This is a genomic window from Azoarcus sp. L1K30 (assembly GCF_018122735.1).
GTDB lineage: Bacteria > Pseudomonadota > Gammaproteobacteria > Burkholderiales > Rhodocyclaceae > Parazoarcus.
In genome coordinates, this window is record NZ_JAGRRD010000001.1 from 200744 (window position 1) to 213687 (window position 12944).

Sequence of the window (12944 nt, forward strand, 5' to 3'; positions counted from 1 at the left end):
GTTGGCGCAATCTGACGCTTCGAATCAAACGCTCGAACTCGCCATTAGCGGCATGACCTGTGCCGCCTGCTCCACCCGTCTGGAGAAGGTGCTCAATCGTCTGCCCGGGGTCGATGCCACGGTCAATCTCGCCACTGAAAGGGCCACCTTGCATTTCCCGCCGGGCGCACTCACGCTCGACGCAGCGAAGGCCGCGGTGGCGCGAGCGGGCTTCTCCGCCAGTGAAGCGACCCGAATCGTGCGCGATCAGGCGCGTGCCGAACAGAAGGCGGCATGGGCCATCGAACTGCGCCATTTCTGGATTGCAGCGGCGCTGACGCTGCCGTTGGCGTTGCAGATGCCGGCGATGTTCGGACTGTGGCCAGGCGGTGAGACACAGCATGACCTGGTGCCGCGCGGGTTGCAGCTGCTGCTCGCCACTCCCGTTCAATTCTGGCTGGGTGCGCGCTTTTATCGCGGCGCATGGGCGTCGTTGCGCGGGGGTGGGGCAAACATGGACGTACTGGTCGCACTCGGCACGTCGATGGCCTACTTCTACAGTCTGTTGGTGACGATTGCGGGGCGGCACGACCTGCACGTGTATTTCGAAGCGTCGGCCATGATCGTGACCCTGATCCTGCTTGGCAAACTGCTCGAGGCACGCGCCAAGGCGCGGACGACGGCTGCGCTCGACGCGCTGCTGCGCTTGCAGCCGAAGATGGCACGCATCGAGCGCGACGGCGAGCTGCTTGAGGTTCCGGTCGAAAGTCTGGCGCCGGGAACTGTTTTTGTGCTTCGGCCGGGCGACGCGGTGCCGGTCGATGGCGTGGTCGAGGAAGGCCATTCCGCGCTGAACGAAGCCATGCTGACCGGAGAGAGTCTGCCGGTGGACAAGCAGCCGGGTGACAAAGTGTTTGCCGCGACCGTGAATGGCGACGCGGTGCTGCGTTGCCGCGCAACCGGTGTGGGGGCCAGCACCTTGCTGGCCGGAATCATCCGGCTGGTGGAGCAGGCGCAGGGGTCGAAGGCACCCGTGCAACGCCTGGCTGACCGGATCGCCGCCGTGTTCGTACCCGTCGTGGTCGCCATCGCCGGCATCACCTTTGCGGCGTGGTGGCTATGGTCGGGCGATTTCCAGCTGGCGCTGATCAATGCAGTCGCGGTGCTGGTCATTGCCTGCCCGTGCGCGCTCGGGTTGGCCACACCGACTGCGATCATGGTTGGTACTGGTCAGGGCGCGCGCGCCGGCATGCTGGTAAAGAATGCCGAGGCACTGGAGCTTGCCGAGCGACTGACGGTGCTGGCAGTGGACAAGACCGGCACCATAACCGAAGGCAAACCCGCGGTGACCGATGTCATGCCGGCGGGAGACTGGTCGGCGGCAGCCCTACTTGGCGCGGCTGCGGCGCTGGAGCAAAGCAGTGCGCACCCGATTGCGGCAGCGCTCTGCCAGGCGGCTCAGGCCGCGGGTTTGACGCTCGAACGCACGAGCGATGTCCGTGCGGTGGCGGGGAGTGGAGTCGAGGGGCGCGTTGGCGCGCGGCGCGTCATGCTCGGCACGCCGGCCTACCTGAGCGCGCAAGGCGTCGCAGTGCCTGACGCCGATAGCACGCAGCTGTCATCCGAAGGCAAGTCACTGGTTGTCGTTGCCATCGACGGCGCGTACGCGGGTGTGATCGCCGTCGCAGATCGGGTGCGCAGCGATTCCGCGGCTGCAGTAGAACGCCTGCAGCGCAATGGGGTGAAAGTCGTCATGCTGACAGGCGATCATCAGGCGACGGCGAGGGCGATTGCGGAACAGGTGGGCATTGCCCAGTGGCGGGCCGGTGTGCTGCCGGCGGATAAGGCAGCGGTCGTGAATGAATTGAGGGCGGCTGGCGAGCGAGTCGGCATGGCGGGAGACGGCATCAACGATGCACCTGCGCTGGCTGCGGCAGAGGTGTCGTTTGCGATCGGTGTCGGGGCCGACGTTGCCGTCGAGGCGGCCGACATCACGCTGGTGCGCAACAGTCTGCATGGTGTGGCCGACGCCATCGACCTGTCGCGAGCGACGCTTGCGAAGATTCGGCAGAATCTTTTCTTTGCCTTTGTTTACAATGTACTCGGCATCCCTTTGGCTGCGATGGGGATGCTCAACCCGGTGGTCGCGGGCGCGGCGATGGCCATGAGTTCGGTGTCGGTGGTAAGTAACTCCCTGCTGCTCAAGCGCTGGAAAGCCGGGCAGTGACGACTGGTTTTGTCCTCTAGGAGAATGACGGTGACTGAAGTGACGATCAAGGTGGAAGGCATGAGCTGTGGTGGTTGCGTACGCAACGTGACAGGCGTACTCAAGGCGCTGGCGGGGGTGGACGCGGCCGACGTGTCACTCGAGGAGGCTTCTGCCACCGTGCGCTTCGACCCGGCCCGGGTTGATGTTGCCGCGCTGCGGCAGGCAGTCGAGAACGCCGGCTTCGACTCGCCGGCGTGATGTGCTCTTATATCTTATAATCCGGACACTTTTTCCACGGGAGGGTTAAATGGGCTTGGACCTCGTAAAGGCCGGCAAGGATTTGCCGAACGATATCAACGTCATCATCGAAATCCCGGCGCAAGCCGATCCGATCAAGTTCGAGGTCGATAAGGAAAGCGGCGCTGTGTTCGTCGACCGCTTCATGGGTACCTCGATGCGCTACCCGATCAACTACGGCTATGTTCCGCATACCGTCGCCGGCGATGGCGATCCTGTGGATGTCCTGGTCGTGACGCCGTTCCCGCTTTTCCCCGGTGCGGTGATTCGCTGTCGTCCGGTGGGCGTGCTGAAGATGGAAGACGACGGCGGCATGGATGCCAAGGTTGTCGCTGTTCCCGTGTCCAAGCTCACCCCGCTGTACGACAAGGTCCAGTCCACCGACGATCTGCCCGAGTTGCTGATGAAGCAGACCGTGCACTTCTTCGAGCACTACAAGGACCTGGAACCCGGCAAGTGGGTGAAGATCCTGGGCTGGGGCACGGTCGAAGAAGCGCGTCAGGAAATCCTGAACGGCGTGGCCGCTGCTGCAAAGTAAGGCGTGCAGCCGGCCGCGACCGGTATCGCCTGGAGAAACCCGCCGCAAGGCGGGTTTTTTTGTCTACGCCAAGAATGCGAAACCGCCCGAGTATCGCCGGGAACCGTGAGGGGCATCGATGCAGCGGCGAGTGTCGCCGCCGGGACGGCAAAGGATCATAATCGAGCCACATCATTGACGACTGGCCGCTGTCCGTCCTGAATGTCCCGGGCGCAACGGTCACGCGGAGGGTGCAATCATGAGCCACAAGCATCTGAACCTGTTGAGAACCATTTTCCAGGACCCGATCAACGGCAACATCCATTGGCGGGAGATCGAGGCCTTGTTGATTCACCTCGGGGCGAGTGTCGAGCCCGCACATGGTGCGAGGTTCAGGGTGCTGCTCAATCGGGTGGAGTTCTTCCTGCACCAGCCTCATCACAGCAGCACCTGCACCAAGCAGGACATCAAGATGCTGCGCGAGAATCTGTCGCGCGCCGGGGTCAGCCCGTCGGCGTACGAGGCCCAGTCGGCGCAGCAGCAGTAGGCAATCGCGTGTAGTCGCGTTCAGGTACGGTTCGACCGTCCTGCAGGCAGTCGCTTTGCGTCTGTTACGCGGGCAGGGGGCCGGTCATCGTCGTTGGCGCGATCGCCTGGTCCGCTGCCCGGCGAACGAGCCTAGGCAGCCCGCAGTTCGCGAACACTGCATTTGGTGACACCAAAGGGCGTTTCCACCAGCAACGGATAGGACTCACCGTGAAAGGGCCCGAAGGTGCCGATGTTGTAGCCCACTACGCTCCCTTCGACCTGGCCGATCTGTACTCGCCGGCCGATCAGATAACCGTCCTCGATGGCTGCGGCAATTGCGTGTTCGACCGAGCCATGCCAATGCCTGGGATCAGGCGTGTTGCGGTCGCCATTGACGACGACGAATTGTTTCCTGTTCATGTCAGGCCTCTGCCAATCTATCAGGGCTGGATGTTGTAGTTATGATTAACGGCATCTCCATGCCGGGCATGACCTACTCTTAACGCTTCGCAGGCTTTGCCGCGTGATTTTTTTCACGTTTGCACCGGATTTCTGCATGCTGGCGGCTAGAGTGTCGTTTTTTTGCAATATTTCTTCCGGTTTGGAGGGGGCTCTCAGCCTGTCTTGTCGCGGAAAGGTGTGCGTTCGGACAGTTCGTCCAGGTAGAACTGGATGCCAGTGCTTTCCTGGTCGAGAAATCGATCCACTGCATCACGAAAGCGCGGGTCGGCAATCCAGTGCGCTGAGCGGGTGATGACGGGTTCGAGTCCCCGCGAGAGTTTGTGCTCGCCTTGGGCGCCACCCTCGAAGCGTTTCAGTCCGTGTTTGATGCAGTAATCGATTGCCTGGTAGTAACACAGTTCGAAATGCAGAAACGGGAGCTGCTCGATTGCGCCCCAGTAGCGACCGTACAGGGCTTCGCCGTCACAAAGATAGAAGGCGCCCGCCACCGCTTGACCATCACGCCTTGCCAGCAGCAGACGGACGCCGTCCGGGAGCGCACGACCGAGCGCAGGAAAGAAATCTGGCGTCAGATATGGCGTGGAGCGGTGCAGGGCATAAGTGGTGGCGTAGCAGCGGTAGAAGAAGGCCCAGTCGTCCGCGTCGGCGTGGTGGCCATCGAGCCATTGGAGCTCGAGGCCATGTGCGGAGGCACGCCTGCGCTCCTGGCGGATTTTCTTGCGTTTGTCGTGGTTGAGCTGTGACAGAAAGTGGTCGAAGTCGGTGTAGTCCCTGTTATGCCAATGGAACTGCACGCCGTGGCGCATCATCAGGCCTGCGTCGCCAAGCGAGTGCCCCTCGGCTTCGGTGGGAAATAGTACGTGGAAGGAAGACAGGCCGCTGTCGCCAACATATCCGAGGACCTCACGGAGCAGCTTCTTCCGGTCTGCTTCCTGGTGCCCGAGCAGGCGGGTGCCCGGTATCGGGCAGAAGGGCAGTGCCGAGAGCCATTTCGGGTAATACTCGAGTCCGTTCCTGGCATAGGCGTCCGCCCACGCCCAGTCAAAGACGTACTCTCCGTAGGAGTGGTGCTTCAGGTAGAGGGGCATGGCCGCGATCAGTTCGTTATTGCGCCACAGCGTTGCATGGCGCGGCAACCAGCCGGTGTCGCCGCCTACACAGCCGGTGCGTTCGAGCGCGCAGAGAAAGGCGTGCGTGAGGCAGGCCTGCCCGCCGGCGAGTGCGTTCCACTGTGCTGGATCGATCTGCTCGAGGCTCGAAACGAAAGCAAAATCTGCGTCTTCTGACATTTGGGGTTGCGTACTGTCGAGGGGTGTGAGCGGTTTCATGACTGCCTGAATTTTGTGCAACTGCAAAAAGCGCTTCCCTGGCAGTTGCTTGTGCGAGTTTCGCGCGGCTTATCCACAGCTTTGCCCACGCCTTCTGTGCAGACTTCGGGGTCACGCACAGCGGCAGCGCGAGGCCTGACGCGGTATAGTTATATCCCATGAATACCACGCTTTCTATCGCTGTTGCTCAGCTCAACTTTACCGTCGGCGATCTGGTTGCCAACGCTGACCGCATTATCGATGCGATCGCACGCGCGCGCGCCAGTGGCGTCGACCTGCTGCTGACCCCCGAACTTGCCCTTTCGGGTTATCCGCCCGAGGACTTGTTGCTGCGGCCCGATTTCTATCGCGCCTGTGATCGCGAACTGCGTCGCATCGCGATGGCGTCAGACGGTGTGTGCGTCGTGGTCGGGCATCCGCGCGCGCGTGGCGACCTGCGCTACAACGCCGCGACCGTCATCAATGATGGTGAAATCCTTGCGACCTATCACAAGCATCTATTGCCCAATTACGAGGTCTTCGACGAGGTCCGCTATTTCGAGGCCGGCACCGAAGCCTGTGTGTTCGATCTCAAAGGGGTGCGGTTCGGCGTCAATATCTGTGCCGACGTGTGGGCACCCGCGCCGGCTGCAGCGGCGCGGGCCGCGGGCGCAGAGGTGCTTCTGGCGCTCAATGCGTCGCCTTTCCACGTAAACAAGCAGAACAGGCGCTATCAGGTGCTGCGCGAGCGCGTGACTGAAATCGGCTTGCCCGTGCTCTATTGCAACATGGTCGGCGGGCAGGACGAGCTCGTCTTCGACGGATCCTCGTTTGCGCTTGATGCCGACGGCGGACTGGCCTATCAGGCAAGTGCTTTCGAGGAGCGGCTCGACATCGTTGCCCTGCGCGATGGACGCTGGGTGTCGGACATCCGCTGCGAACGACTGACGACCGAGGCAGAGGTATATGAAGCCTTGCGCGTCGGCGTACGCGACTACCTTGGCAAGAACCGTTTTCCGGGCGCCATCATCGGCCTGTCCGGCGGCATCGATTCCGCCCTGACGCTGGCCATCGCCGTCGATGCGCTGGGTGCCGACCGCGTGCGCGCAGTGATGATGGCTTCGCCCTACACCGCGCAGATGAGTCTTGACGATTCGCGCGAGATGGTGCGTCGCCTTGGTGTGCGGTATGACGAAATTCCGATCGAATCGGCAATGAATACGTTCGAGGCGCTACTGGCGCCGCAGTTTGCTGGATTGCCTGAAGACACGACCGAGGAGAACCTGCAGAGCCGGATTCGCGGCATGATCCTGATGGCCCTGTCGAACAAAACCGGCTCCATCGTATTGACGACCGGGAACAAGAGCGAGATGGCGACCGGTTACGCGACGCTGTATGGTGACATGGCCGGCGGTTTCGCAGTGCTGAAGGATATCTACAAAACGCTGGTGTATCGTCTGTCGAACTGGCGCAACTCGGTGGGTGAGGTGATTCCGCACAACATCATCGATCGGCCGCCGTCGGCCGAGCTCAAGCCCGACCAGAAGGACCAGGACAGCCTGCCCCCCTACGAGGTGCTCGATGCCATCATCGAAGCCTACATGGAACGCGACGAGTCACCGCGCGAGATCATCGCGGCGGGATATCCCGAGGTGGACGTGAGGCGAACCGTGGGTATGCTCAAGCGCAACGAGTACAAACGCCGCCAGGCTCCGGTCGGCATCCGCGTGACGCAGCGCGGATTCGGCAGGGACTGGCGTTATCCGATAACATCGCGCTATCAGGACGAGTATTGAACACGCGCGTGTTGCGGCGTTTGCCGTGGCACCAACCAGGAGAATGAAATGAAGAAAATCGAAGCCATCATCAAACCGTTCAAGCTCGACGAAGTTCGCGAGGCGCTGTCCGAAGTCGGCATCACCGGGCTGACGGTGACTGAAGTGAAGGGGTTCGGACGTCAGAAGGGGCATACCGAACTGTATCGTGGCGCCGAGTACGTGGTGGATTTCCTGCCCAAGATCAAGGTCGAGATCGTCATCGGCAACGACCTCGTCGACCAGACTGTCGAGGCCATCATCAAAGCGGCGCAAACCGGCAAGATCGGCGATGGCAAGATCTTCGTGTCGTCGGTGGAGCAAGTGGTGCGTATTCGTACCGGCGAGACCGACGAAGCCGCGATCTGATCGACGTGACTGGCAGCGGCCCGTGAGGCCGGGCCGGTTTAGCGGCGGGCGCTGTTTTGCGCCCGCAGCAGTACAAGCAGCGCGCCGCCGCCGCCGTCGTGCGGACCGGCCTGGCAAAAGGCGAGGATCTCCTCGCGCTGCGCCAGCCAGCCGCGCGAGAGTTGCTTGAGAATCGACACCCGTCCGGGTGAGCCCAGGCCCTTACCGTGTATGACCCGAACGCAGCGGCGACCCTGCTGCAGGCTCTGTGTCAGAAAGTGGGCCAGGGCATCGCGTGCCTGGTCGCGGATCAGGCCGTGAAGGTCGAGTTCGCCCTGCAGCACCCAGCGCCCGCGACGCAGGTCGGTCAGTACGCGTCGCGGCAGACCCGGGCGCAGGAAGGCCGCCTCATCGCCCATGTCGAGGCGATCCTCGAAAGTGAGCGGTGCGGTGAGCGATTCTTCCAGTGCGTCGCGTTCGTCCGCTTCGCGCTTGATCGGTGTGGGCTCGGGCGCGGCTGGGGCGAGTTCGACCCGGTTGCCGCTGCCCACGCGCTGGACGCCACGTGCGGCGAGGCGGAACAGCGTGGTGGGGTCGGAGAGGTCTGCGTCCGGCGGCAATACGATGGGCGGGAGTTCGCCATCCGCATGGGCCGCCTTGTCTGCCGGCTCGGGCGCAGCTGCCTCGATCCTGCGCCGTTGTCGGGGCGGAGAGAGCTCGACGCGGCCGCTGTTGGCCATGGGTGTGACATCGGTGTAGGCCGCCAGCAGCGGATCGGCCGATGGTCGTTCCGGTTTCTTTTCGGCTTCGGTATCACGCGATTTCGGTCGAGGGACCGGCGCCGGGCGTGGCGTATCGATGTCGGCGCGATTGCCTGTGGCCAAAGGTGCCACGTCGGCCAGCGTACGCCGAAACAGGGCCAGGTCTTCGGCTGCCGGTAGCGCCGCTTCGGTGGGCGGCGCTTTGCCGGATTTCGGGGGCGTTGCGGGGGCTGTGGAACTGGCATGCCCGCTGCGGCCCTTCAGGGCCGACAGGGCCTTGAAGGGGGTGTTCTTCGCAGCCACCCTGTCGGATGGCGCGGAGGATGCACGGGAGCGGCGTGCCATGGCGAAGCGTCTGCGCCGAGCGGGTCAGTGCGCAGTGGCGTCCAGGAAGCGTTCGGCGTCGAGTGCAGCCATGCAACCGGTGCCGGCCGACGTGACCGCCTGCCGGTAAATGTGATCCTGCACGTCACCGGCGGCAAATACGCCCTTGATACTGGTCTGGGTCGCATTACCGTTGCGCCCGCCCTCGGTCACGATGTAGCCGCCTTCCATCTCGATCTGGCCCTCGAAAATGTCGGTATTGGGCTTGTGTCCGATCGCGATGAACACGCCTTGCAGGGTCACGTCGCGCGCTTCGCCGGTGGTCGTGCTCCGGATTCGCATGCCGGTCACGCCGGAACTGTCGCCAAGGATTTCGTCGAGCGTGGCATTGAGTGCGAGCTCGATCTTGCCGGCAGCGACCTTCTCCATCAACTTGTCGATCATGATCTTCTCGGCGCGGAATTTCTCGCGGCGATGGACCAGTGTCACCTTCTTTGCAATGTTCGCAAGATAGAGCGCCTCTTCGACAGCGGTGTTGCCGCCGCCAACGACGGCGACTTCCTGATTGCGGTAGAAGAAGCCGTCACAGGTCGCGCAGGCCGACACGCCGCGTCCGGCAAACTTCTCTTCCGACGGCAGGCCGAGGTACTTGGCGGTAGCGCCCGTGGCGATGATCAGGGCGTCGCAGGTGTATTCGCCGGAATCGCCGATCAGCCTGAACGGACGCTCGGTCAGTCTGGCAGTGTGAATGTGATCGAAGATCATCTCGGTGTTGAAGCGCTCCGCGTGTTTCTGGAAACGCGACATCAGGTCCGGGCCCATGACACCGTCGGCGTCTGCCGGCCAGTTGTCCACCTCGGTCGTGGTCATCAGTTGCCCGCCCTGGGCCAGGCCGGTGATCATCACCGGATTGAGGTTGGCGCGCGCCGCATAGACGGCGGCGGTATACCCAGCGGGGCCAGAGCCGAGGATGAGCAGGCGGGCATGCTTGGTGGTCATGGTGTGGCTTTCCAGCGTGTTGGCAATGGCGCGGATTATAGCTGACCGACTTCGGGCTTCAGCTCAATCGTTCCGATAGCGACTGCCAATCGGGTCGCGGCGCGCAAAGGCATGGGCCGGGCGTGCCACGCGAAAATGCTTGGCCTGAGCGGTAATCTGTCGCATTCGTTATACTATTGTCCTTGACATGTTCTGAAAGCGTGCATCTTCGCGAATGGCCCGTCAGATGGAGACCTCATGAGCCAAGCTACATCGGTTTCGACCACCGCGCTAAAGACCTTCCCGTTGTTTACAGGGCTGACGGACGATGTGCTCGCTTCAGTCGCGCGCATCGCGATGATGCGACGGTTTCCGCGCGGTCAGTCGGTGGTGCGTGCGGGAGATCGCAGCGATTACGTCTATTTCGTGCTGACCGGCAGCCTCAAGGTCGTGGTGAGTGACGAGGACGGACGCGAGGTCATTCTGTCCATTCTCGGACAGGGCGAGATATTCGGCGAAATGAGCATGTTCGGTGAGCAGCCACGTTCGGCCTCGGTCGTGGCGGTGGTGGCTGCCGATCTGGTCATGATCGCCAAGCAGGATTTCCGTCAGTTGATGCAGGAAAACTTCGACGTTGCCTGGCGAATCATGTGCAACCTGGCCGAACGCCTGCGCAATGCCGACCGCAAGATTGAAAGCCTGGCGCTGATGGATGTCTACGGCCGGGTGGCCGGCCTGCTGATCGAAATGGCCGAGGATGTAGACGGCGCGTCGGTTGTGGTGCGCAAGATTTCGAAGCAGGACATCGCCAAGATGATCGGCGCCTCGCGCGAGATGGTCAGCCGCGTCATGAAGGATCTTGGGCAGCAGGGGCTGATCAAGGAAACGGCCAAGGGCATCATCCTGCAGGAACGCCTCAGCGACCTGTAGCGAGGCGCGTCAGCGCGGAGCGATCGATATTGCCCGACCGACATGTGATTGATCCGGTCGATTTGCCGCCATATTGTTTCGCCTGGCAACTTCGGCGGCGTGGGGCGCGACGGATCGCATATAATCGGGGTCCGTAGTCCCCGTTCCGGTTTTCGCCCCCTCAATGCTGTCTCGTTCGTCATCCCGCTCCCAGCCCCTGCCGGAAAAGATCTCGCTGTTGTTGCAGGAGGCACGCTGGCTGATCCTGGGCGTGATGTCGCTCTATATCGGGCTGGTGCTGCTCGGCTACAACAAGGCTGATCCTGGCTGGTCACACGCCGCGGCAGTATCGCGCGTCAGCAATCCGGGCGGCCGTTTCGGCGCCTGGCTGGCCGATCTGCTGCTCTACCTGCACGGTGTCTCGGCGTGGTGGTGGTTCGTCTTCCTCGGCTACGCGCTGATGTGGGGGTTGCGGCGGATCAAGAAACAACTGACGCTGGATCGGCGCTCCTTCTTTTTTGTTTTCGCCGGCTTTCTGGTAGTGCTCATTACCAGTAGCGCGCTCGAATACCTGCGTTTTCATTCTCACGGTGCCTCGCTGCCGCTGTCTCCGGGCGGCCTGTTCGGCATGGAGTTCGGCCGTCTGGTGCAGCGCAATTTCGGTTTCACCGGCGGCACCTTGCTGCTGCTGGCCCTGATGGCATCTGGGCTGTCCCTGTTTACCGGCATTTCTTGGCTGTCGGCCGCGGAGCGCGTCGGTGCGCTGATCGAGCAGGCAGTGGCGTCGACGCAGGCTGCGTGGCAGCGCTGGCAGGATCGTCGTGTTGGCCAGGAGGTGGCGCAGAAGCGAGAGGCGGTGATCGAGACCCGGCGGCGCAAGGTCGAGCAGGCTCCGCCCGCGCCAAAACTTCGCATCGAGCCTGCGGTGGCCGAGGTGCCGCGGTCGCCGCGAGTGGAAAAGGAACGTCAGCAGACCCTGTTCTCGGATGTCGGCGAAGGTGCGATACCGCCGCTGGGCCTGCTGGACCCACCAACCGTCAATGGCGAGCCGCCGTCGGCGGAGGCGCTCGAGTTTACCTCGCGCCTGATCGAGACCAAGCTCGCCGACTTCGGTGTCGAGGTCAAGGTGCTGGCCGCCTATCCCGGTCCGGTGATCACGCGATACGAGATCGAGCCTGCCGTCGGCGTGAAGGGCAGCCAGGTGGTGAATCTGGCCAAGGATCTGGCGCGGGCCCTGTCCATGGTGTCGATTCGCATGGTCGAGACCGTGCCTGGCAAGTCGTGCATGGCGCTCGAGTTGCCCAACCCCAAACGCCAGACGGTGAGGCTGTCGGAAATTCTCGGTTCGCGCGCCTACAACGACATGAACTCGCCGCTCACCGTGGCGCTGGGCAAGGATATCGGCGGTCAGCCGGTGGTGGCCGACCTGGCGAAGATGCCGCACCTGCTGGTGGCAGGTACGACGGGGTCGGGCAAGTCGGTCGGGATCAATGCCATGATCCTGTCCCTGCTCTACAAGAGCGAGCCCGAGCGCGTCCGGTTGATCATGGTCGACCCTAAGATGCTGGAACTGTCGATCTACGAGGGGATTCCGCATCTGCTGGCGCCGGTCGTCACCGACATGAAGCACGCGGCCAATGCGCTGAACTGGTGCGTGACCGAGATGGACAAGCGCTACAAGCTGATGGCGGCGGTCGGGGTGCGCAATCTGGCCGGTTTCAACAAGGCCGTGGTCGAGGCGCGCAAGAACGAAACACCGCTGACCAATCCGTTTTCGATCACGCCGGAAAGTCCCGAACCGCTGGATACCCTGCCATACATCGTGGTCGTGGTCGACGAACTGGCCGACATGATGATGGTGGTGGGCAAGAAGGTCGAAGAGCTGATCGCCCGCCTGGCGCAGAAGGCACGGGCGGCGGGGATCCACCTCATTCTGGCGACGCAGCGGCCGTCGGTCGATGTCATTACCGGGCTGATCAAGGCCAACGTGCCCACGCGTATTTCCTTCCAGGTCTCGAGCAAGATCGATTCGCGGACCATTCTCGACCAGATGGGGGCCGAAACGCTGCTGGGGATGGGCGATATGCTCTATCTAGCGCCGGGCACCGGCCTGCCGGTCCGGGTGCATGGCGCATTCGTCGCGGATGAGGAAGTGCACAAGGTGGTTGATCACCTCAAGCGCCTCGGTCCGCCTGACTACATCGATGGCATCCTCGCGGCACCCGAGGACGACCTGGAGGCCGCGCTCGGCGGCGGTGGCGAGGGCGGCGATACCGAGACCGACGCGCTTTACGATCAGGCCGTCGAGATCGTGGTCAAGACCCGCCGGCCGTCGATATCCCTGGTGCAGCGTCATCTGCGCATCGGCTACAACCGCGCGGCCCGTCTCATCGAGCAGATGGAGCGCGCCGGACTGGTGTCGCCGATGGGCAGCAACGGCAATCGTGAAGTGATCGTGCCACCCAAGGAAGGTGAATGAAGTCCGGATTGATGGCAGTGCTTGCAGTGTTC

General features: G+C 62.8%; 12 protein-coding genes. 8 read left to right on the plus strand and 4 right to left on the minus strand.

What is annotated here, in order from left to right:
• Position 1 precedes the first annotated feature (1 nt).
• The 4 genes from J5J83_RS00925 to J5J83_RS00940 all read left to right on the plus strand — a co-directional run bounded on the left by J5J83_RS00925 (position 2) and on the right by J5J83_RS00940 (position 3549).
• Complete coding sequence (locus J5J83_RS00925; protein ID WP_282959117.1) at positions 2–2206, plus strand: heavy metal translocating P-type ATPase; 2205 nt, start codon at positions 2–4, stop codon at positions 2204–2206.
• 30 nt (positions 2207–2236) lie between these two features.
• Positions 2237–2446, plus strand: coding sequence for a cation transporter (locus J5J83_RS00930; protein WP_212344102.1), 210 nt, complete (start codon positions 2237–2239; stop codon positions 2444–2446).
• Between the two features lie 49 nt (positions 2447–2495).
• A complete protein-coding gene (gene ppa, locus J5J83_RS00935; protein WP_212344104.1) occupies positions 2496–3023 on the plus strand; it encodes an inorganic diphosphatase in 528 nt (175 codons plus the stop codon).
• 238 nt (positions 3024–3261) lie between these two features.
• Positions 3262–3549, plus strand: a complete 288-nt coding sequence (locus tag J5J83_RS00940; protein ID WP_212344106.1) for a type II toxin-antitoxin system HicA family toxin — start codon at positions 3262–3264, stop codon at positions 3547–3549.
• A 131-nt stretch (positions 3550–3680) separates the two neighbouring features.
• Here the strand turns inward: J5J83_RS00940 and J5J83_RS00945 are convergent, their stop codons facing one another.
• Together J5J83_RS00945 and J5J83_RS00950 are read right to left on the minus strand one after the other, a co-directional pair.
• Entirely contained in the window at positions 3681–3950 is a 270-nt protein-coding gene (locus J5J83_RS00945; protein WP_212344108.1) for a hypothetical protein, read from the minus strand.
• A 194-nt stretch (positions 3951–4144) separates the two neighbouring features.
• The gene (locus tag J5J83_RS00950) at positions 4145–5281 is read right to left on the minus strand and encodes a GNAT family N-acetyltransferase (RefSeq protein ID WP_212344110.1); all 1137 of its coding nucleotides are present in this window, start codon (positions 5279–5281) and stop codon (positions 4145–4147) included.
• 197 nt (positions 5282–5478) lie between these two features.
• Between J5J83_RS00950 and J5J83_RS00955 the strand changes: the two genes are divergently transcribed.
• Positions 5479–7095 (plus strand): NAD+ synthase, encoded by a 1617-nt coding sequence (locus tag J5J83_RS00955; RefSeq protein ID WP_212344112.1) that lies wholly within the window; start codon positions 5479–5481, stop codon positions 7093–7095.
• Positions 7096–7143: 48 nt separating this feature from the next.
• The gene (locus J5J83_RS00960; protein WP_212344114.1) at positions 7144–7482 is read left to right on the plus strand and encodes a P-II family nitrogen regulator; all 339 of its coding nucleotides are present in this window, start codon (positions 7144–7146) and stop codon (positions 7480–7482) included.
• A 38-nt stretch (positions 7483–7520) separates the two neighbouring features.
• On the opposite strand, the gene J5J83_RS00965 is transcribed toward J5J83_RS00960, so the two are convergent.
• Together J5J83_RS00965 and trxB are read right to left on the minus strand one after the other, a co-directional pair.
• On the minus strand, positions 7521–8567 hold the full coding sequence (locus J5J83_RS00965) for a Smr/MutS family protein (protein ID WP_212344116.1): 1047 nt from the start codon (positions 8565–8567) through the stop codon (positions 7521–7523).
• Positions 8568–8591: 24 nt separating this feature from the next.
• A complete protein-coding gene (trxB, locus tag J5J83_RS00970) occupies positions 8592–9545 on the minus strand; it encodes a thioredoxin-disulfide reductase (protein WP_212344118.1) in 954 nt (317 codons plus the stop codon).
• 237 nt (positions 9546–9782) lie between these two features.
• Here trxB and J5J83_RS00975 point away from each other — a divergent pair, with 237 nt between their 5' ends.
• Together J5J83_RS00975 and J5J83_RS00980 are read left to right on the plus strand one after the other, a co-directional pair.
• Entirely contained in the window at positions 9783–10454 is a 672-nt protein-coding gene (locus J5J83_RS00975) for a cyclic nucleotide-binding domain-containing protein (protein ID WP_212344127.1), read from the plus strand.
• Positions 10455–10617: 163 nt separating this feature from the next.
• On the plus strand, positions 10618–12912 hold the full coding sequence (locus tag J5J83_RS00980) for a DNA translocase FtsK (RefSeq protein WP_212344129.1): 2295 nt from the start codon (positions 10618–10620) through the stop codon (positions 12910–12912).
• Positions 12913–12944 lie beyond the last annotated feature (32 nt).

Excerpts from the sequence above, each read along its gene's own strand:
- ppa (WP_212344104.1), top strand. The coding sequence starts at position 2,496 with ATGGGCTTGGACCTCGTAAAGGCCGGCAAGGATTTGCCGAACGATATC.
- J5J83_RS00940 (WP_212344106.1), top strand. The coding sequence starts at position 3,262 with ATGAGCCACAAGCATCTGAACCTGTTGAGAACCATTTTCCAGGACCCG.
- J5J83_RS00945 (WP_212344108.1), bottom strand. The coding sequence starts at position 3,950 with ATGAACAGGAAACAATTCGTCGTCGTCAATGGCGACCGCAACACGCCT.
- J5J83_RS00950 (WP_212344110.1), bottom strand. The coding sequence starts at position 5,281 with ATGTCAGAAGACGCAGATTTTGCTTTCGTTTCGAGCCTCGAGCAGATC.
- J5J83_RS00955 (WP_212344112.1), top strand. The coding sequence starts at position 5,479 with ATGAATACCACGCTTTCTATCGCTGTTGCTCAGCTCAACTTTACCGTC.
- J5J83_RS00960 (WP_212344114.1), top strand. The coding sequence starts at position 7,144 with ATGAAGAAAATCGAAGCCATCATCAAACCGTTCAAGCTCGACGAAGTT.
- J5J83_RS00965 (WP_212344116.1), bottom strand. The coding sequence starts at position 8,567 with ATGGCACGCCGCTCCCGTGCATCCTCCGCGCCATCCGACAGGGTGGCT.
- trxB (WP_212344118.1), bottom strand. The coding sequence starts at position 9,545 with ATGACCACCAAGCATGCCCGCCTGCTCATCCTCGGCTCTGGCCCCGCT.
- J5J83_RS00975 (WP_212344127.1), top strand. The coding sequence starts at position 9,783 with ATGAGCCAAGCTACATCGGTTTCGACCACCGCGCTAAAGACCTTCCCG.
- J5J83_RS00980 (WP_212344129.1), top strand. The coding sequence starts at position 10,618 with ATGCTGTCTCGTTCGTCATCCCGCTCCCAGCCCCTGCCGGAAAAGATC.